The sequence below is a fragment of the Rhodococcus sp. A14 genome, assembly GCF_011603105.1.
GTDB lineage: Bacteria > Actinomycetota > Actinomycetes > Mycobacteriales > Mycobacteriaceae > Rhodococcus_F > Rhodococcus_F opacus.
This window is the reverse complement of the sequence record NZ_JAAOQS010000075.1, coordinates 19,027-39,208: the sequence shown is the minus strand read 5'-3', so window position 1 is coordinate 39,208 and position 20,182 is coordinate 19,027. Positions and strand designations below refer to the sequence as shown.

The following is a 20,182-nucleotide window of genomic DNA, read 5'->3' as shown; positions in this document are numbered from 1 at the left end:
ACCAACCAAGAAGGACAAGGACACCCACGTGAACATCGATTTCGTCGAGCAGAGCCTTCGAGACGGGCAACAGAGCCTCTGGGGCATGCGGCTGCGCGCATACGAGGCGGCAGGCGCACTGCCCTACCTGAAGGATGCCGGGTACCGCACCATCGACCTCACCGGCGCGGGCATGTTCACCGTCCTGCTCCGTGAATACGGCGACGATCCTTGGGCGACACTCGACTTCCTCGTGGCAGGCCTGAAAGGCAACGAACTCCGCTCGGGCCTGCGCACCCTGAGCTGCGTCGGCTTCGCTCCCACTCCGCAGGCGATCATGGACCTGTGGATCCAGACGCTGATCAAGCACGGTTCCACCAGCTTCTGGCTCTACGACTGCCTGTACGACATGGACCTGATGAAGCACCAGGTCGACGTCGTGCGGGACGCCGGCGGGCAACCCGTCCCGGCCATCATGTACGGACTCACCGACGTGCACGACGACGCCTACTTCGCCGACCGTGCGCGGCAAATGGCGTCGTGGGAGGGCGTCGAATCGATCTACGTCGAGGACGCCGCCGGAATCCTCAAACCCGAACGCGCGCGCACGCTGCTCCCGGCAATCCGGCAGGCGACCGGCGACATGCCACTCGAGCTGCACTGCCACAACACCACCAACATGGCCCAGCACAACTACATCGTCGGTATCGAGAGCGGATTCACGCGGATACACACCGCATCGCGTCCGATGGCGAACGGCCCGTCGCTGCCGTCCACCGAGGCGATGGCCACGATCGTCGAGCACCTCGGCCGCAGACACACCCTCGACACGTCCACGTTCGCACCTGTCGCCGAGCACTTCGAGCACGTCGCGCGAGAGGCCGGCCGCGCAACCGGTGTGCCCGCCGAGTACGACCCTCGGATGTACGACCACCAACTGCCCGGTGGCATGACCGGCACGCTGATCAACCAGCTCGAGCGACACGGCATGGGCCACCGCTTCCCGGAGGTTCTCGAGGCCATCCCCCAAGTGCGCGTGCAGCTGGGTTCACCCATCATGGCCACGCCCTTCTCCCAGTTCGTCGGTGTCCAGGCGGTGCTCAACATCGTCACCGGAAAGCCCTATTCCATGGTGTCCGACGAGGTCATCCATTACGTTCTGGGTCACTACGGTCCGGTGCCCTCCGCAATCGACCCCGACGTACTGGACACGATCATGTCCAACCCACGTACCAAGCAGTTGCAGTCGTGGGAGCGCCCCGATCCGTCGCTGAAGGAGATCCGCGCCCGTTTCGCGCCGGATATCTCCGATGAGGAACTGCTGATCCGATTCATGATGTCCGACGAAGAAGTGGACGCCATGATCGCGAAGGGGCCGCTGCGGGTCGATCGTCGACGCAGCAGCAACAACATCGTCGAGTCCCTCGTCGATCTCATCGACGCTCCGGCCGCGAGTACCTCGTTCGCCGTCTCGACCCCGAAGTTCAGCGTGCGGGCTGCCCGGACGACGACATGACCATAGCTGCAGAGGACTTGATCCACACGGCACCGACAGCCGCACGGACCGATCAGATGGATGGAAAAATGACGACAAGCACTCTCGAGCCCATCCGCGATATAGAACGTTTCGCGTCCGACGCCGAGGAGTTTCTGAGTACCGCCGTTCCCTCCCGGTGGAAAGAGGCTCGGGGGACACTGACGAGTCATGAGATGGACGAGGTCCGCCGGCAATGGGACTTCACCCTGTGGGAGGGCGGCTACTCGGGCCTGTCCATCCCAACGGAATACGGAGGTCGGGGGCTCGGACTAGCCGAGGAAATCGTCTTCCACGTCCTGGCAGGCAAAGCACAGGCGCCGGACGGGCTCGCCCGGGTCGGGAAATCCTTGGTCACGCCGATGCTCATCGCGGTCGGCACCGAACAGCAGAGGGCCCAATACATCCCGTCGATCATGAACGGGCAAGAGGTATGGTGCCAGGGCTTCTCCGAGCCGCAGGCAGGGTCGGACCTTGCGAACATCCAGGCCAAGGCCCGACGCGTCGACGGCGGCTACCTCATCAACGGCAACAAGACCTGGACCTCGTTTGCCCAGCATGCACGCCGATGCTTCGTTCTCGCGCAGACGCAGCCTGATGCCGGCCGATACCGCAACCTGTCGATGTTCCTCGTCGACATGGAACAGCCCGGTGTCTCGATCAGTGACATCCGACAGATCTCCGGGGCCGTGCACTTCGCCGAGACCAGGTTCGAGAACGTCTTCGTTCCCGATTCTGACCGGGTCGGTGACGACGGGGACGGGTGGAAGGTCGCGATGCGGGTGCTCGGTGACGAGCGTGGGGGTATCGAGACCGCCGCGCGGTACGTCGAAATCCGATCCGATGTCGATGCCCTCCTCGACGTATTGGGTGATCAACCTGAATACGCCTCCCGGCTGAGGGACTTGGACATTCGGACGGAACTGGTCCACTGGCAGTTGATGAAGGTCGCCGATCTGGAGTCTGTCGGCGACGACGAAGCGTTGGCACGGGCCGGCGCCGTGCTCAAGCTGATGTGGAGCGAGCTGTGGCAGGACGTGACCCGACTCGGTGTCGGGCACGCGCCGGTGGTCCAGCAGAAGCACTGGTCCTACCAGTACCTGGAATCCCGCGCCGTGACAATCTACGGCGGATCCAGCGAGATTCAGCGAAACATTCTGGCAGAACGAGTGTTAGGACTTCCGAAGTGACCACCGTCGAACAGAAGAAGAACCCGGAATCGCGATACGCGATGACGACCTTGCCGAACGAGTACGGCTCGATGGGCGCGGAGGGTATCGAAGACCTGGTCAAACGCGCCACCTCGCACGCTCCCATCGCCACATACGTGGAGGAGCCTGAACCGCCGATCTCGTGGGCGGCCATCGCTGACGCGGGATGGGATCTGGCCGGAATTGTCGAGGACGACACCTGCGCGAGCACACGAGATCTGGTTGCCATCGCCAAGGCCTGGGGGTACGGCAGCATCCCGCAACCGTTACTGCCGAGCTTGCTGGCCAAACGGCTGTCCGCGGCCGCACGAGAGGTCGACGGGCCGGTCACCTTCGCGTTGCCGCTCGGCGATGGTGCCCTCGTCCCGTTCGGTGCGCTCGACGGAATCGTCGTGGTCTCGGCCCTCGGTGACATCGAGGGTGAAGTGACCGAGGTACCCACCGGTGAGGTCGACGGGTTGGACCTGGTCGGCCGCGGTGTCCACACCCCCGTCGCCACGACGTTCACCACGGAGGCGGCCCGTGAGGTGGCCCTCGTTCTCGCGGCCGAGGTCCTCGGTGGGGCGGAACGCCTACTCGCCGACTCACTGACCTTCGTGATCGAACGCGAACAGTTCGGCCGGCCCGTGGGGTCCTTTCAGGCGGTCAAGCACAATTTGGCGACCGCGACCGTGAACGTGGAAGCGGCGGACACCGCACTGATCTGGGGATCGCAGCGGGAGGACAACGCGTTCCGCGGGGCGCTTTTCGCGGTAGATCGGTGCATCGATGCAGCCGAGATCGCGGTGCACGTGCACGGTGGTCTCGGATTCACCTGGGAGGTCGGACTGCACTTCCCGCTCCGCAAGATGCTGAGCGTCCGCAGAATCATCGACCGCCTCGAGCGCGACCACACCTGAGACTGCACCTAGAGCCGCCGCCGGGCACTACCTCGGCGGCGCCTTTTGGCGTGCCTCCAGGCCGGCAACGGCGGACAGCACGACATCCGGACGGTCGAGCGTCCGGACGTCGTGCTGTGGCTCTGACGGGCCGTGAGCTCTACTCGTCGACGACTGCGCCCGCGCAGTTCACGAGGCCGCCGTCGACGACGAACTCCGCGCCGGTCGAGTACGACGACTCGTCCGAGGCCAGGTAGACGATCAGGTTCGCGACCTCATCGGCCTCAGCGATCCGCCGAATTGGGGCGGCAAGCGAGGACAGATCCATGCCTTCGGTCAATGGAGTCTTGACCGTACCGGGGTGTACCGAGTTGGCACGCACGTTCTTGCCACCGAGTTCGGCGGCAACGGACTTGGTCAGACCACGCAGCGCGAACTTGGATGCCGCGTAACCATGTTGGCCCGCGCTACCGGTGAGACCCGCCGTGGACGAGATGTTGATGATCGACGCCGGCGCAGAGCGAACAAGTTCGTCACGGGCAGCCTTGATACCGATGAAGGATCCGGTGAGGTTGACGTTCAAGATGGTGTTCCACTGATCCAACGAGTAGTTCTCGAGGAACCCGAAGTTGACGATGCCGGCGTTGTTCACCAGCACATTGAGTTTCCCGAACGTGCTGACCGCGGTCGCGACGGCATTCGCCCAGTCGTCCTCGCTGGTGACGTCGAGGTGGACGAAGGCCGCGTTCTCGCCGAGTTCGTCCGCGAGCAGCTTGCCGAGGTCGTCCAGGATGTCGCCGATGACGACCTGTCCGCCCTCGCGGACCACTGCACGAGCGTGGGCGGCGCCCATGCCCTGAGCTGCGCCGCTGACAAGAGCGACTTTGCCTTCGAGTCTGCCGGTCATAGAAATCTTGCTCCTTGGTTCGAGGAATGACGATGTCGGCTGCCACGCTCAGCCTCACAGGCCGATGTGTGGCATGCACCACACAACTTCGGTCACCGCGTCAAAGACCGCAAGGGTAGGGGCGGTCGGGAAAGTCAAGTAGTCACTACTCTGCACCTGCACGGTGATGCCCATCACAGTGGAGTGAAGGCAGTGGCCGGTGTCCTACCCGCCACGCCTGCTGATACCAGCGCCGCGACGTCCGCCAGCTCGGGGACATCGTGACCCGTCCCAAGGCAGGAGACATTGCACTGATGACTGCGACAGTCGCTACGACGAGTCTGTTCACGAACGCCGATCACTACCACACCCCGTTGGGTCCCGACGGCACGCCGCACGCCTTCTTCGAGGCGCTGCGCGACGAAGCCGAGAGCACCCCCATCGGATGGAGTGAGGCCTACGGTGGGCACTGGGTAGTCGCCGGATACAAAGAAGCCCAGGCGGTCATTCAGAACACCAAGGCCTTCTCCAACAAGGGCGTCACGTTTCCGCGCTACGAAACCGGCGAATTCGAGCTGATGCTGGCCGGGCAGGACGACCCCATCCACAAGAAGTACCGCAAGCTCGTGGCGAAGCCGTTCTCACCGGAGGCGACCGACCTGTTCACCGAGCAGCTGCGTCAAACCACCAACGACCTGATCGATGAGCGCATCGAAAGCGGTGAAGGCGACGCGGCCACCTGGCTGGCGGACGAGATCCCGGCCCGTTTGACGGCCATTCTCCTCGGCCTTCCGCCCGAGGACGGCGACACCTACCGCCGGTGGGTCTGGGCCATCACACACGTGGAAAACCCGGAGGAAGGCGCCGCGATCTTCGGCGAGCTGGTAGCGCACGCCCGCGCTCTGATCGCCGAGCGCCGCGAGAACCCGGGCAACGACATCATGTCCCGCGTCATCATGTCCAAAGTGGACGGTGAAAGCCTCTCCGAAGACGACCTGATCGGATTCTTCACGATCCTGCTACTTGGCGGCATCGACAACACCGCACGCTTCCTCAGCTCGGTCTTCTGGCGCCTGGCGTGGGACATTGAACTGCGTCGCCGCCTCATCGCCCACCCCGAACAGATCCCCGGTGCGGTCGACGAGCTGTTGCGTTTCTACGCTCCCGCAATGGTCGGTCGTCTCGTCACTGAAGAGGTCACCGTAGGCGACGTCACGATGAAGCCGGGCCAGACGGCCATGCTGTGGTTCGCGGTCGCCAACCGTGATCGCTCGATGTTCGATTCTCCCGACAACATCGTGATCGAGCGGGAGCCGAATCGGCACCTGTCGCTGGGGCACGGAATCCACCGTTGCCTGGGTGCACATCTGATCCGCGTCGAGGCACGCGTGGCGATCGGCGAATTCCTCAAGCGTATTCCGGAGTTCTCGCTCGACCCGAACAAGGAATGTGAGTGGTTGATGGGCCAGGTAGCCGGCATGCTGCACGTGCCGATCGTCTTTCCTGAAGGTAAGCGACTGGCATGAGTGAACTCCGATCCCGGGCGATCGGCGAGCTCGAACCGTCCATCGCCATTGTGGGCAGCGGCCCGGCCGGCTGCTACACCGCGCAGATGCTGCGCAAGCGATGGGCGGCGGCGCAGATCGTCGTCTTCGAACGACTCCCCGTCCCGTACGGATTGTTGCGTTACGGCGTGTCCCCGGACCACCAGGGGACGAAGGCGGTCGCTCGGCAATTCGATCGCCTGTTCACCGACGGCGGCGTGCACTTCATCGGCAACGTCGAAGTGGGAAAGCATGTTTCGATCGATCAGCTCCAGGATGCGTTCGACATCGTGGTAGTCGCGGCGGGGCTCGGGGCGGATCGCCCCCTCCCCGGCGTCGACGGTGACGGCGTCTACGGGGCCGGTCAGGTCATGAGATGGTTCAACTCGCACCCCGATGAGCACTCTTTCGCGCCGCGTTTCGGAGCGACCACGACGATCATCGGCAACGGCAACGTGGCCGTGGATGTCCTTCGGCTCCTGGCCAAACACCGTGATTCGTTCACCGGTAGCGACCTGGACCCGCGGCGGATCGATAAGCAGCCCAACCGCATCCACGTGGTCGGACGATCTCCGGCCTCGGCCGCTAAATTCGACAGCGTGATGATCCGTGAGCTGGCGGACATTAACGACGCCGTTTTCGACGTCGATGCCGTCGACGACACCGGTCACGAGGACACGAAGATCCAAGCAAAGATCGAGGCACTGCTCGAGCTGACGACCGGGCGCGCGGTGCCGCCGTCGCCACGGGTCCATGTGAGCTTTCACTTCGGGTGGACGCCGGAATCCATCGAGTCCACCCCGGCCGGCCGCACGCTGTCCCTTGCGGACACTGAGTCCCGGCAGGCAGGGAAGGTGATCGAGACCGACAGTGTCGTGACCGCCGTCGGTTTCGGGTACGGACTGCGCCACGAGGTCGACAGGACCCACCTCGAATCCAACTTGTCCGACCTCGACAGCGGCCTTCTGGACTCCGGGTTGTACTGCTCGGGATGGTTCCGCCGTGGACCGACCGGTGGCATCCCGGCCAATCGCCTGGATGCGAAGATGGTGTGCGCGCGGATCGTCGCGGACGTGGAGACAGGGACGATCACGCCGACGAAGGTCGGTCTGCCAGCGCTCGCGGCAGACCTGCACCCCGACACGGTTGATTTCGCCGGGTGGCGACGGATCGATGCGACCGAGGTGACGCGCCCAGGACACGGCCGGTGCCGCACGAAAGTGTCCGACATCGCGACGATGCTCGACCTCGCCAGAACTTTTACGGACGAACGCACAACCCCGACACACGTCGAAAACCCGCCATCCGACGCCGTCGGACACAAGGAGGAGAGATGAACGCACTGATCCTGTACGGGACCGAGACGGGAAATGCCGAAGCAACCGCGACGGCAATCTCCCAGGTACTCGCGGGAACCGTTGACTCGGAGGTTCACGACCTCGCGGACACGACGCCGGACGCAATGTCACAGGCGGGAGCAGACCTCATCGTCCTCGTGACCGCGACCCATGGTGAGGGCGACTTCGCCGGTGGCGGAGCGGACTTCTTCGAAGCACTGACCGAAACGAAGCCGGACCTCACGGGCCTTCGCTTCGCCGTGTTCGGTCTCGGCGACAGCTACTACACCACCTTCAACCAGGCGGGCGAGACCGCAGCCACCATCCTGACCACACTGGGCGCGACGCAGGTCGGCGACACCGCCCGACACGACGCATCCAGTGGTGACGACCCCGAGGAGATTGCGGAGGAGTGGGCACGCGAGGTCCTCGCGGCGCTACCGGCGCCCGTGGCATCCTAGACGGAATCGACAGTAGGCTGTGTCCACCCGAAGGGTGGGTTTCTGACAATGACGTCGAAGAATGCACCCCGATCCATCACCGACCCGTGGCCGCTGATCGGCAGGGCAGCGGAGATCGAGGACGTGTGCGCTCGGATTCGATCGAAGCGCAGTGTGCTGCTCGCGGGTCCCGCCGGCGTCGGCAAGAGCCGTCTTGCCGGTGAGGTGCTCGACGAGCTGGCCCGGGAGGGCGTACAAACCGTGCGCATCAGCGCCACGACTGCGAGTTCGAGCATCCCCTTGGGGGTGTTCGCGCCGATCCTGCCCCCCACGGCGTGGGCGGGCAAGAGCGGCGCAGTCAACGATCGAGCAGATCTGCTCAGCCGTTGCGCCGCCACCCTGGTCGAGCAGTATCTGCCGGCGCGGCTCGTGTTGCTTGTCGACGACATCCACCTGGTCGACGACATGTCCGCGACTCTGCTCTACCAATTGGCGGATACCGACCGGGTGACCATCCTGGCCACCTTCCGCACCAAGGAAACCTCCCCCGAACATGTGGTGGGACTGTGGAAGAACGAACTCGTAGACCGCCTCGATGTGGAAGGGCTGGGCACCGGCTACATCCACGAGATGATCAGACGCGCGCTCGGCGGCCCGGTCGACGATGCGACCATGGCGTACCTCGCAGGCAAGGTGCAGGGCAACATGCTGTTCCTGCGTGAGCTGGTGATCAGCCTGTACGAACGCGGCACCTTGCGTGACGACAACGGCATCTGGCGGCTACAGGGGGAGTTCGAGGCAACGGACCGGCTGGTTGAGCTGGTGACCAGCCGCATCGGTGTCCTCACCCCAGACGAGCACACCCTGATGGCCTACCTCGCATTCGGTGAACCACTCACCCTGCCCGAGATCGAACGGCTGAGCACCCTGGAGTGCGCACACCAGCTCGAGCAGAAGGGTCTGGTGGTCACCGAGATGGGCGGCTCCGACATCCAACTGCGCACAGCGCACCCGCTCTACAGCGAGGTGCTCCGTGGCAGCCTGCCACTACTGCGGTCGCGGGAGTTGGTTCGGCGGCTGGCAGACACCCTCGAGCACGGCGGGCCGCAAACCGACCAGCGACTCATGAGAACCGCGGAATGGCGCCTGCTCGGTGGGGGCGGGGACCCCCGCACGATGCTGGCGGCGGCGCACGTCACGCGGTGGCACTACGATTTCGGCCTCGCCGAGCGGATGGTGTCGGCAGTGTTGAACGAAAAACCGACGAACTTCGACGCACGCATTCTTCGTGCCCAACTCGCGGGGTTGCGCGGCAATACTCGGGAGTCGGCGCGCCTGCTCTCGTCGCTCGCCGACTCCGCGAGCACTGCCGACGAGGTATTCCGCGTCGCGGTCGCCAGACTGGACCACCGTGCAATCTACGCGGGCACCGTAGACGAGGGACTCGAGGTTGCGTACGAGGCCGAGCGCGCTCTAGCCGGTACCTCTTACGTCAACGACATCGCGGCCCGCCGCATCGCGCTGATCCTCGGCAAGGAAGGCCCCGCCGGCGCCGTCGCGGTCACCGAAGACTTGTTACCCGAGGCGACTGGGTCCGCGCTGGTGTGGGCCTGCATGCCCGGGGCCTACAGCCTCGCACGCGCCGGCCGCATCGCCGAAGCACTTGACGCCGCGGCCCTCGGCCATCGTGTCCAGCTCGAGCTGGAAGAGCCGATGGACTGGTACCCGTGCATGCACCGTTTCTACGAGGCGGAAGCGCATGCCCATGCCGGGCGGTTCGATCGAGCCGAGGAGATCAGCCGGACTGAATATCGAGCGGCAGTGGACCACCAGGCCATCGAAGCGCAGGCGCTGTTCTGCTGGCAACGCGCGAAGACCGTGACCGAGTGCGGTAACCCGCACCGCGCAATCCGGCTGCTCTTGACCGCGATCTCGATCTACCGGCAACTGGGACGTCCCCAGTTCGTCCAGTTCTGCTATTACTACCTGGCCGTGGCGCAGGCCATGGCGGGGGCTCCGCTGGAGGGAAAGAAATACTTAGCGGATCTGGATAGTTCCGGATCGCCGTCCACGTGGTTCATGGGGGTCGATCCGATTCATTCGTCGGGCTGGGTGAACGCCTTGTCCGGCGACCTTCGGCGAGCGCACGCCGACTTCGAGCGTGCGGTTGCCGAGGGGAGCAGAATCGGTGATCTGGTCGGTGCGATCGCGGCGGCGCACAGCCTCGCTCGCACCGGCGCACCGCGTCGTGCCCGCGAGTTGTGCACCTCGCTGTCACGTGCCATCGAGGGCGAACTCGTGGTGGCGCGTGTGGCACACATCCACGCTCTCGACTCCGCCGACCCGGAGGAACTGGGCGAGGTGAGCGAGCGCTTCGAAATGATGGGCGCGACACTGCTCGCCGCGGAGGCGGCGTCGGATGCTGCCCCCATCTGGCAGGAACGCGGCGATCGACGACGCGCCACCGCGTGCCGCCTGCGCGCGAACGTCCTGGCCGGCAAGTGTGAGAACCCGGTCACGCTGTCGCTGAGCAGCGCCGACTGGAGCTCGAAACTTACTGTGGCGGAGAAGGAAACCGCGTTACTGGCCGCGTCAGGTCGATCCAACAAAGCCATCGCCACTCAACTGTCCATCTCGGTCCGCACCGTGGAAAATCGGCTACAAGGCGTCTACGTGAAGCTCGGTATTCACGGTCGGCACGAACTCCCCGGAGTGGTCTCGGAGTACGCCGAGGCCGACTGACTCCTGCACCAAGGCCGCTGCGGCCCTTTCGAGGGTCGCAGGGGGTGGCGCGTTGGTCAAGTCCTAACACGTTGCTCACCAATTGAATTCATCCATGATCGATGATCGACCCACAGATTCAGAAATATTCCGAGGCCTCTTGTCAACCGATCGTTTGGTGGTATGGTGGCCATCACACCAAGAGCGTGACCATTCGCCGAAAGGTAAACCCGTGAAGTTTGCGATGTTCCAGACCCCGTTCATGCGCCCGGAGCGCACCCCTCGACAGGTGTTCGACTTTGCGGTCGATCAGGCCATCGAGTGCGACCGTCTCGGTTTCACCGAGTACTGGATCGGCGAGCACGCGACCATGTCGTGGGAGTCGATCACCAATCCGGAGCTCATCATCGCGGCGTCGGCCCGGCAGACGCAGAACATCAAGCTGTGTCCCGGTGCCCACCTGCTGCCGTACCACAACCCGGCCAGCCTGGCGGCGCAGGTCGCCTGGATGACCCACGTCACCGAGGGCCGCTACATCCTCGGCATCGGTTCCGGCGGTTACCCCAGCGACGCGAAGCTGCGCGGCTACAAGGACATGTCCACCAACCACAAGCGCACCACCGAGGCGCTCGAGATCATGAACAAGGTCTGGGAAAGCAAGCCGTTCCAGTTCGACGGCGAGTTCTACAGCGCCGGCTACCCCGAGAACGACGAGCACCACGAGTACCGGAGCACCGCCCCGTACGGCGGCAAGGTCGAGATCGGACTCGCCGGCCTGAGCCCCAACTCGCCGTCGCTGTCGTTCGCGGGCCGCAATGGCTACAACGCACTCTCCGTGTACGCCGGTGAGGCCGCCATTTCCAACCACTGGAACACCTACGAGCAGGCAGCCAACGAAGCCGGTATCACGGTCGACCGCGACAACTTCCGCGTGGTCCGTGACGTCATCGTCGCCGACACCGACGCCGACGCTCGCAAGTTGGCCCTCGAAGGCGGCATCGGCAAGGCGTGGCAGGAATACCTCATCCCCGTCTACAAGCAGTTCGGCCTGCTCCAGGCGATGCTCCCCGACATGGACATGGCGGACGTCACCATCGAGGACATCGTCGACAAGGTCTGGATCGTCGGCTCGCCCGACACGGTCGCCGAGAAGCTCAGCACCGTGTGCGAAGCCACCGGAGGCTGGGGCACCACGCTGGTCTACGGCCACGACTACCTCGACGACGTCAAGCCGTGGAACTACTCCCTCCAGCTGCTCACCGAAGAGGTCGCGCCGAAGTTGGCGTGACGGCACCACTCCACCGAAACACCTGACGAGAGGAAGTTCCACGATGACCACACAGACATCGAACGCCCGGACCTCGGCGGCGGTCCCCGTCGTCGAGAAGTTCATCGAGGCGTACAACAGCGGAGACGTCGCCGCCATCCTCGAGGTGACCGCCCCCGACCTGACGCTCGAGCACCACAACCGGGGCGTCAAGCTCGACAGCGCGCAGGCATTCGCCGACCTGCTCGCATCCTTTGCCGGTGCGTTCCCCGACAAGCACTTCGAGAACCGCCGTGCACTGCACGTCGTGGACGACAACACGGTGCTCGTCGAACAGACATGGGTGGCCACTGCGATCGCAGACGTCCCGGGATGGGCGCAGACCGGGGAGACGGTACGACTGGAACTGTGCACCCGGTTCACCGTCCAGGACGGGCTCGTCACGGAGTACCACGACTATGGATAACGGTCGTACGCGGATGCGCTTCGACGGGCAGGTCGTCGTCGTCACCGGTGCCGGTCGCGGCCTCGGTCGCGAGCACGCACTGCAGTTCGCGGCGCGTGGCGCGAACGTGGTCGTCAACGATCTCGGTGTCGAATCCGGCAGTGACGGCGCCGACATCAGCGTCGCTCAGACCGTCGTCGACGAAATCGCCGCGGCCGGCGGGACCGCGGTGGCCGATACCCACAGCGTCGCCGACGCCGAGGGTGCCGCCGCCGTGATCGCCACCGCGACAGAGGCGTTCGGTCGAGTAGATGTCCTGGTCAACAACGCCGGCATCATCTCCTACGGACTCTTCGGGGACCTGAACGACGACCAGTGGCACCGCATGCAATCGGTCACCGTGGACGGGACCTACTTCATGTCCCGGGCGGCATGGCCGGTGTTCCGGGCGCAGGGTCGGGGAGTGATCGTCAACACCACCTCGAACGCGGGATTCGCCGGGTGTCCGCAACTGAGTCACTACGGGACAGCCAAGCTGGCGATCGCCGGTCTGACCAAGAGTCTCGCGCTCGAAGGTGAAGAGCTCGGCATTCGCGTGAATGCCATTGCGCCGATGGCCATCACACGAATGAACAGGGATGCCTTCTTCAGCGGCGCCGAGCGTGAGTCCGAAGACTGGCAGGGAGAACTTCGTAGCGGCAAGATCCCGATGGGGCCGGCGGAGATCGTCTCGCCCACCGTTCTGTGGCTCGCACACGAATCGACCACGGTGAGCGGCGAGATCTTCAGCACCTCGTCGGGGAAAGTCGCCCGAGTTGCGTTCGTGGTGGCGGAGGGGTGGTTCGATCCAAACCACACCCCCGAAGACCTACGGGACAACGGAGAGGCGATCGGCGAGCTCGGCAACTACCTGGACCCGAAGTCCACCAACGACGAACTGGCTCTCATCCCACCTCTGTTCGCTGAACACATCTACAACTGACAGGCAGGGTAGACGGTGGTTCGTCGATCGCCGAGCAGAAGGGCGAGGCGAACTCGCCGTCCGGTTCACCGAGTACCCGGTTCGCGGGTGGACGAGGACGGGTCGGTCGAAGTCCGTGTGAGCTCGGTGCATCAACAATGATTGGCGCCGAGGATCGAAGAAACCACACGGTGCAGTAACAACCCTCAACGGCGGCGAAAGTGCAGGTCTGACCCGAAACGCCGCCTTTCACTGAATTGTTCACTACACGGATGTCGGCCCGCTCTGCCAAATGCTCGCTGGCAGAGCGGGTCGACATCATTCCTGCGGTTCGAAACGAGAAAAGAGTATTTGAAATGGCTGATCGGTGCGAACTACCCTACGATGAGCTGCCAGAGCTCGGGAATCTCGGAATCCGGCACAGCTGGGAGGAGCTGCCGAAGGAATTCGGGACGCTCGACCGGCTCGACGAAGGGTCCGTCACCCGCGGTGTGCGATCGGTGTCGAGCGGCAAGACATTCGGCCTGTCCCTGCCGCTGACCACGTTCGATCCGCCGCTGTTCGGGCGACCGAGTGTCAAGCATGAGGTCTTCGAGGCCGGGCGGAACACCTACGAGGACAACATCGATTCGTTCAATCCGCAGTCGGCGTCACAGTGGGACGGGTTGGGCCATGTACGTGCCCGCGAGCACGGCTACTTCGGTGGGATCACCGACGATGCCGAAGCCCACAGTGCACTGAGCGTGCACCGCTGGGCGCAGCACGGGATTGTCGGCCGGGGTGTCCTGCTCGATGTAGCCGGGCATTTCGAGCAGACCGGCGCCGAGTGGGACCCTGTCGCCGGCTCGATCCTGCAGGTGACCGATCTCGAAGCGGTTGCGCAGGCGCAGGGCGTGACCTTCGAACGAGGCGACATCTTGTGTGTCCGCACCGGCTGGGTGGGGGAGTACCGCACCCGCAAGGGAGCGGGCGAAGACATGACCACTGCAGGCGACAGATTTTCCGGCCTGTCTGCGGCGGAACCGATGGCACGCTTCCTGTGGGATTCCGGATTCGCGGCGGTGTGCACCGACAACCCCGCCGTCGAGAGCGCGCCCGGCAATCGTGAGGACGGGTCGCTCCACCGCCGACTCATTCCGGCGCTCGGCTTCGTCCTGGCCGAACTGCTGGACTTCGACGCTCTGGCGTCTCATTGTGCGGATCGTGGACGCTGGGATTTCTTGTTCACCGCCGCTCCGCTGCCCCTGGAGGGAGCGGTGAGCTCACCGGCGAACGCGGTCGCGATCACATAACCCCCGTTGACTGGTGAGGTCGGGATCACATACAGTGAATCTACCAACCAATCGTTTGAATACATCGCTTCCTGCACGTTGCCGAAGGGGTCAAGACATGAACCAGCCGATCATTGACGCAGCTGAATTCCGGCGCGTGCTCGGTCACCTTCCGACCGGTGTGGTGGTGGTGACATCCACTGTCGACGGGGCACCGGCCGGCATGGCCTGCAATTCGTTCACCTCGATTTCGCTCGATCCGGCACTCGTCGGCTTCAGCGTCGCGCATACCTCGAGCACGTGGCCTCCGATCCGGAACGAAGGCCGCTTCTGCATCAACGTGCTTGCAGAAGATCACGCGGACCTCACGCGTAACTTCTCCCGCAAGGGAATCGACCGCTTCGAAGGCGTCGATTGGGAGCCACGCTCGAGCGGCCCGGGCCTCGGCGGCGCTGTCGCTTGGGTCGACTGCACACTGTGGCGTGAATACGAAGCAGGCGATCACATGATTGTGCTCGGAAAGGTCCACTCGATCGAGGCAGCGCCGGACGTACCGCCACTGGTGTTCTGCAAGGGCGCCTACGGAGCGTTCGCGACCGCCCTCAACTGACCGTCAGTCGAGCCACGACAACGACTTCGCACAACAAACTCCCGACGACCGGGATAGGTACCAGGAGAAGCACTATGAGCCTGACTCATCAGGAGATCAGAGAGATCGTCCTCGCACTGCAAGATTCCGAATGGGATCAGGCAGCCGTGACGGTCGGCGATGTACGCATCGCCCTCGGACGCAACGGCGTCGATCTGCTGCCCGCATCGGCGCCGACCACTGGGGCCACGGCACCGCCGGTCGCTGCAGCGGCACCGGCCGCCGCGCCGGCGACCCCTCCCGCGCCGGTCGCCGCGGCCCCCGTGGTACCCGCAGCACCTGTGGCGCCCACCGCAGCGCCGACACCGAACGCAGCGGTTGTCGACGGCCATGTGGTGACCGCACCGAGCGTCGGGGTCTTCTGGAAGACGCCGCAGCCGGGGCAGCCACCGTTCGTCGAGATCGGGTCCGAGGTGGAGGCCGGCGATACCCTCTGCATCATCGAGGTGATGAAGCTGATGAACAACGTCACCGCCGACGTCGCAGGCACCATCGTCGCCATCCACCAGGACAACGCCACCCAGGTGGAGTTCGGCACCGCGCTGTTCACCATCGCGCCCCGGGACGCGTGAGAACATGCGTCGAGTACTGATCGCCAACCGCGGCGAAATCGCGGTACGTATCGTTCGAGCATGCTTCGACGAGGGAATCGAGAGTGTTCTCGCCGTCTCCGACTGCGACCGCGACTCCCTGGCAGCGCAACTTGCAGACCGGATCGTGGTGATCGGCCCGAGTTCGGCATCCGACAGCTACCTCTCCGTCGACCGCATCGTCGCGGCCGCATTGTTCGCAGACTGCGACGCCATCCACCCCGGTTACGGATTTCTCTCGGAAAGAACCGATCTCGTCGAAGCCTGCGCCGAGAACGGTGTGACGTTCATCGGTCCTCCGGCCGAGGTCATGCGCCGCTCGGGCGACAAACTTACCGCCCGCCGCACCGCGAACGAGCTGGGTATCCCCACGGGATCGGGCACGGCCGGCCTGCTGACGGTGGAGGACGCACTCGTCGCAGCCGACGAACTGAACGACTATCCGCTGCTGCTCAAAGCCTCCGCCGGCGGCGGTGGCCGCGGCATGACCGTGATCCGGAGCCGGGAAGATGTACAACAGCACTTCTCGCGGTCGAGCAACGAAGCCGAGCGAGCGTTCGGTGACGGCACCATCTACCTGGAGCGGTACGTAGAGTTCGCCCGCCACGTCGAGGTGCAGATCATGGCCGACACCGACGGCAACGTCTGTCACCTCGGCGAACGGGACTGTTCCACGCAGCGCCGATACCAGAAACTCGTCGAGGAGGCGCCCGCCGTCGGGCTCCCGCAGGACCTCCTCGAACGCGTACGAAACGCCGCCGTTGATCTCGCGAAGGGCCTCGGATACGTCGGAGCAGGAACCGTGGAGTTCCTCGTCGACACCGAACGCGACGACTTCGTGTTCCTCGAGGTCAACGCCCGCGTGCAGGTCGAACACCCGGTCACCGAGATGGTGACCGGTATCGACATCGTTCGCGAGCAGCTACGCGTGGCGCAAGGACTTCCGCTGTCATTCGCTCAGGACGAGGTGACACTCGATGGACACGCCATCGAATGCCGGATCAACGCCGAGGACGCACGGAACAATTTCCTGCCCCGTCCCGGCCGCATCGACCACTGGGTCGCGCCGCAAGGCGCGGGTATCCGCGTCGACACCTATGCCTTCCCCGGTGCCACGATCCCCCCGTACTACGACTCCATGATCGCGAAGCTGATCGTGCACGCCGATACCCGAGAGGACGCAATCGACCTGATGGGACGCGCCCTGAGCAAGCTCCGCATCGAAGGTGTCCCCACCACCGTGTCCCTACACTCGGCGCTGATGGCGGACAAGGCATTCCAACACAGTCCCGTCACCACCAAGTGGCTCGAGAACGAATTCCTGCCCACCTGGGAGGAGCAGATCTCATGACCACGATCGAGTTCGTCGACCAGACACTGCGGGACGGCCAGCAGAGCCTGTGGGGTTTGAAGATGCGCCCCCACCAGGCAGCCGACGCCCTCGAGCACCTCGACCGTGCAGGCTATCGGGTGGTGGACCTGACCGGACCTGGCATGTTCACGGTGCTGCTGCGCACGTTCAAGGACGATCCCTGGGCGGCAACAGATTTCCTGACCCAGGGCCTGAAGAACAACGTGGTCCGCTGCGGGATGCGCACCATCAGCGTCATCGGCTTCAACCACACCCCCGATTCGATCATCGACCTGTGGATCCAGACCCTGATCAAGCACGGCGTGACCAGTTTCTGGATCTACGACTGCCTCTACGACATGCCGACGATGTATCGGCTCGCGAAGGTGATTCACGACAACGGTGGCATCGCCGTCCCGGCGGTGATGTATGGACTGACCGGTGCGCACGACGACGACTTCTTCGCCCAGCGGGCCAAGGAGATGGCGTCGTGGGAGGGCGTGCAGACGATCTACGTCGAGGACGCTGCCGGGGTGTTAAAACCCGAGCGCGCAGCGACCCTGTTGCCGACGATCCGCGCCGCCACCGGCTCGATTCCACTCGAGCTGCACTGCCACAACACCACCGGCCTGGCACCGCTGAACTACATCGAGGGAATCAAGGCGGGATTCACCATCCTGCACACCGCGTCCCGGCCCATGGCCAACGGGCCGTCGCTGCCCTCGACCGAGGCGATGACCACGATCGTCGAATCGATGGGACACACCCACGGCCTCGACAAGTCGACCTTCGCGCCGGTGGCCGCGAACTTCGAGTGGGCGGCGCGCGATGCGGGATTCGAGCCGTCGGTACCGGCCGAATACGACCCCCGGATCTACGACCATCAGCTGCCCGGTGGAATGACCGGAACGTTGATCAGTCAGCTGCAGCAGCACGGCATGGCCGATCGGTTCCCCGCGGTGCTCGAGGAGATTCCCCGGGTGCGTCAGGAACTGGCGTCCCCGATCATGGCGACGCCGTTCAGCCAGTTCGTCGGTATCCAGGCGGTTCTCAATGTGGTGACCGGCGAGCGGTACAAGCTGATCCCGGACGAGGTCATTCGCTACGCGATGGGCCACTACGGTCCGCTGATCCGTGACGTCGATCCCGCGGTGATGGACAAAATCCTCGACTCCGCGCGAGCGAAGGAATTCCAGGGCTGGGTCCGCCCGCAACCAACCCTCGGCGAGATCCGTTCGAAGTTCACAGCGGGCATCAGCGACGAAGAGCTGTTGATGCGATTCATGACGTCCGACGAAGAGGTCGACGCCATGCTCGCCGCCGGCCCGATCCGGACCGACCCGAGGCGAAGCGGGAACGAGATCGTCCGGACCATCCAGGACATCGCCCGCGGCGCGAGCGGTGTCACGTCGCTGTCCATCGCACAGCCCGGATGGTCGCTCGACGCCTGCAAGAACCACTGAGACACAACGTATCCGGAACCGCGGAAACCCCCGAGCCACGCTCGGGGGTTTCCGCGGTGTTGCCGGTGCGAGAGGTGCTGCGCGGTCGGCTACCCCGAGAGCACCAGATCGCGTACCACGTTCCGCCGGACCTTCAGGCTCGTCGTCCGCGGCAGGGATTCGACGATCTCGAGTCGCGTCGGTTTCTTGTAGGACGCCAGGGTGCGCCGACAGTGATCCTGCAGTTCCGCGAGGGTCAGAGCAGCGCCGTCGTGCAGGGCGACCACGGCCACCACCGACTGCCCCCACCTCGGGTGCGGTGCACCGACGACGGCGCACTCGGCCACAGCGGGGTGACCCGCGACGGTGGACTCCACCTCCGACGGGTAGACGTTCATACCGCCGCTGACGATCAGATCGGTCCGCCGGTCGCTCACGTACACAAATCCCGCAGCGTCGATGCTGCCGAGATCGCCTGTGTGATACCAGCCGTCGACGAGAGCGGCAGCCGTCGCCTCGGGCATGTTCCAGTATCCGCGCATGAGGGACGAGGAGCGGACGATGATTTCGCCGATCGCGGAGCCGTCCCGTGGCAGCTCGGCCCCGTTCTCGTCCACGACCTTGAGCTCGGTTCCCTCCACACTCCGCCCGACCGAGGCGAACGGATCTGCGGCGGGGCCGGTGGGCTCGAAGTCTCCGGGACGGGTGGCGGTAACAAGGCCACCGGAGTTCTCGGTCATGCCGAGGCCCTCGATGAGGGTGTCTCCCAGAACACCGTAGAGCGTGCGCAACTTGTCGGGCCCCGCCTTCGACGCGGAGTGCAGAACGGATCGGAGGCTCGCGATACGGGTGGGTGACGACGCTGCCTCGCCGGCGAACTGGTCGATGAGCGGGGACGGTATGTAGGTGAACGTGACCCGATAGCGTTCGATGATGTCGATGAGTTGCGGGACGGACCACTTTCCGAGAATCACGACCATCCCACCGAAGCGGAGGTGCGTGAGGACGTGGGCCGGGACCGTCGCGACGAAGGACATCGAACCGGTGAGCGCGCAGACGCTCCGTTCGGGCAGTCGGTACGCCCGATTGTTCGATTCGGCGATCGCGGCGACGCTGCGGTGCGTCATGACAGCGCCTTTCGGTCTGCCGGTGGTTCCGCTGGTGTATCCGATGATGAACGCGTCATCGGCGTCGACCGCGACCGTGACCTGGGGTAGCGTGCCGCCCTCCCGAACGAGGGTGTCGAACCGGACGGTGCCGATCGGGGCGTCGTCGGGAATCGCGCCGATCACCACCGACACCGCGTCGGTTACGGGCAGTCCGCTCGTGATGTTCGAGTGGTTCGCGCTCCACACGAGGATGCGCGGTGTGCAGTCCGCGACGAGGACGGAGGCCTCGGCCGGGGTGAGCCGGGTGTTGATCGGTACCACGACGGCGCCGAGGCGAGCGGCCGCAATGTACAACTCGACGTACTCGATGCCGTCGTCGACGAGGGCCGCGATGCGGTCCCCGGGCGCGGCACCGAGACGTGTCAGTGACCGAGCGAGGGCGCGCGCGGTGTGCGACAGTTCGGCATAGGTCCGCGTGCACCCATCTGGTGACACGAGGGCGAGGTGATCCGGCTGGCGGGAGGCGTGCTCGTCGACGCACTCGGCAATGGTGACGTGGGGCATGGC

General features: G+C 64.7%; 17 protein-coding genes. 15 read left to right on the top strand and 2 right to left on the bottom strand.

The features are described from left to right. The first annotated feature begins 28 nt into the window (after positions 1 to 28). The 3 genes from G9373_RS30835 (at position 29) to G9373_RS30825 (ending at position 3,623) form a co-directional block, all read left to right on the top strand. Positions 29 to 1,495, top strand: a complete 1,467-nt coding sequence (locus G9373_RS30835; protein ID WP_167118533.1) for a carboxyltransferase — start codon at positions 29 to 31, stop codon at positions 1,493 to 1,495. Between the two features lie 68 nt (positions 1,496 to 1,563). After that, complete coding sequence (locus tag G9373_RS30830; RefSeq protein ID WP_167118530.1) at positions 1,564 to 2,703, top strand: acyl-CoA dehydrogenase family protein; 1,140 nt, start codon at positions 1,564 to 1,566, stop codon at positions 2,701 to 2,703. Beyond that, positions 2,700 to 3,623 carry an acyl-CoA dehydrogenase family protein gene (locus G9373_RS30825; protein ID WP_167118528.1) on the top strand — a complete coding sequence of 308 codons (924 nt, stop codon included), beginning with the start codon at positions 2,700 to 2,702 and terminating at the stop codon, positions 3,621 to 3,623. Before G9373_RS30830 ends, G9373_RS30825 begins: the two co-directional genes overlap by 4 nt. Before the next feature lie 139 nt (positions 3,624 to 3,762). Here the strand turns inward: G9373_RS30825 and G9373_RS30820 are convergent, their stop codons facing one another. Beyond that, positions 3,763 to 4,509 carry an SDR family oxidoreductase gene (locus G9373_RS30820; protein WP_167118525.1) on the bottom strand — a complete coding sequence of 249 codons (747 nt, stop codon included), beginning with the start codon at positions 4,507 to 4,509 and terminating at the stop codon, positions 3,763 to 3,765. Positions 4,510 to 4,862: 353 nt separating this feature from the next. On the opposite strand from G9373_RS30820, the gene G9373_RS30815 reads away from it, so the two are divergent. The 12 genes from G9373_RS30815 to G9373_RS30760 all read left to right on the top strand — a co-directional run bounded on the left by G9373_RS30815 (position 4,863) and on the right by G9373_RS30760 (position 18,527). Continuing rightward, positions 4,863 to 6,014, top strand: a complete 1,152-nt coding sequence (locus tag G9373_RS30815; protein WP_167118520.1) for a cytochrome P450 — start codon at positions 4,863 to 4,865, stop codon at positions 6,012 to 6,014. Beyond that, complete coding sequence (locus tag G9373_RS30810) at positions 6,011 to 7,369, top strand: FAD-dependent oxidoreductase (protein WP_167118517.1); 1,359 nt, start codon at positions 6,011 to 6,013, stop codon at positions 7,367 to 7,369. Before G9373_RS30815 ends, G9373_RS30810 begins: the two co-directional genes overlap by 4 nt. After that, positions 7,366 to 7,830 carry a flavodoxin domain-containing protein gene (locus G9373_RS30805; RefSeq protein WP_167118514.1) on the top strand — a complete coding sequence of 155 codons (465 nt, stop codon included), beginning with the start codon at positions 7,366 to 7,368 and terminating at the stop codon, positions 7,828 to 7,830. Before G9373_RS30810 ends, G9373_RS30805 begins: the two co-directional genes overlap by 4 nt. A 48-nt stretch (positions 7,831 to 7,878) precedes the next feature. Then, positions 7,879 to 10,551: a LuxR family transcriptional regulator gene (locus G9373_RS30800; protein ID WP_167118511.1), complete on the top strand. Its 2,673-nt coding sequence runs from the start codon at positions 7,879 to 7,881 to the stop codon at positions 10,549 to 10,551. A gap of 211 nt (positions 10,552 to 10,762) precedes the next feature. Next, complete coding sequence (locus G9373_RS30795; protein ID WP_167118508.1) at positions 10,763 to 11,818, top strand: LLM class flavin-dependent oxidoreductase; 1,056 nt, start codon at positions 10,763 to 10,765, stop codon at positions 11,816 to 11,818. Positions 11,819 to 11,861: 43 nt separating this feature from the next. After that, positions 11,862 to 12,263: a nuclear transport factor 2 family protein gene (locus G9373_RS30790; protein WP_167118505.1), complete on the top strand. Its 402-nt coding sequence runs from the start codon at positions 11,862 to 11,864 to the stop codon at positions 12,261 to 12,263. Further along, the gene (locus G9373_RS30785) at positions 12,256 to 13,224 is read left to right on the top strand and encodes an SDR family NAD(P)-dependent oxidoreductase (protein WP_167118502.1); all 969 of its coding nucleotides are present in this window, start codon (positions 12,256 to 12,258) and stop codon (positions 13,222 to 13,224) included. Before G9373_RS30790 ends, G9373_RS30785 begins: the two co-directional genes overlap by 8 nt. Positions 13,225 to 13,559: 335 nt before the next feature. Continuing rightward, entirely contained in the window at positions 13,560 to 14,495 is a 936-nt protein-coding gene (locus G9373_RS30780) for a cyclase family protein (RefSeq protein ID WP_167118499.1), read from the top strand. A gap of 97 nt (positions 14,496 to 14,592) precedes the next feature. After that, positions 14,593 to 15,084, top strand: coding sequence for a flavin reductase family protein (locus G9373_RS30775; RefSeq protein WP_133988027.1), 492 nt, complete (start codon positions 14,593 to 14,595; stop codon positions 15,082 to 15,084). 74 nt (positions 15,085 to 15,158) lie between these two features. Continuing rightward, complete coding sequence (locus G9373_RS30770; RefSeq protein WP_133987080.1) at positions 15,159 to 15,695, top strand: biotin/lipoyl-containing protein; 537 nt, start codon at positions 15,159 to 15,161, stop codon at positions 15,693 to 15,695. Between the two features lie 4 nt (positions 15,696 to 15,699). Further along, the gene (locus G9373_RS30765) at positions 15,700 to 17,064 is read left to right on the top strand and encodes an acetyl-CoA carboxylase biotin carboxylase subunit (RefSeq protein WP_167118495.1); all 1,365 of its coding nucleotides are present in this window, start codon (positions 15,700 to 15,702) and stop codon (positions 17,062 to 17,064) included. After that, entirely contained in the window at positions 17,061 to 18,527 is a 1,467-nt protein-coding gene (locus G9373_RS30760) for a carboxyltransferase (RefSeq protein WP_167118491.1), read from the top strand. The genes G9373_RS30765 and G9373_RS30760 overlap by 4 nt, the downstream gene beginning before the upstream one ends. 89 nt (positions 18,528 to 18,616) lie before the next feature. Here G9373_RS30760 and G9373_RS30755 read toward each other — a convergent pair whose 3' ends face one another. Then, positions 18,617 to 20,179 (bottom strand): AMP-binding protein, encoded by a 1,563-nt coding sequence (locus G9373_RS30755; protein ID WP_167118488.1) that lies wholly within the window; start codon positions 20,177 to 20,179, stop codon positions 18,617 to 18,619. Between the last annotated feature and the right edge of the window lie 3 nt (positions 20,180 to 20,182).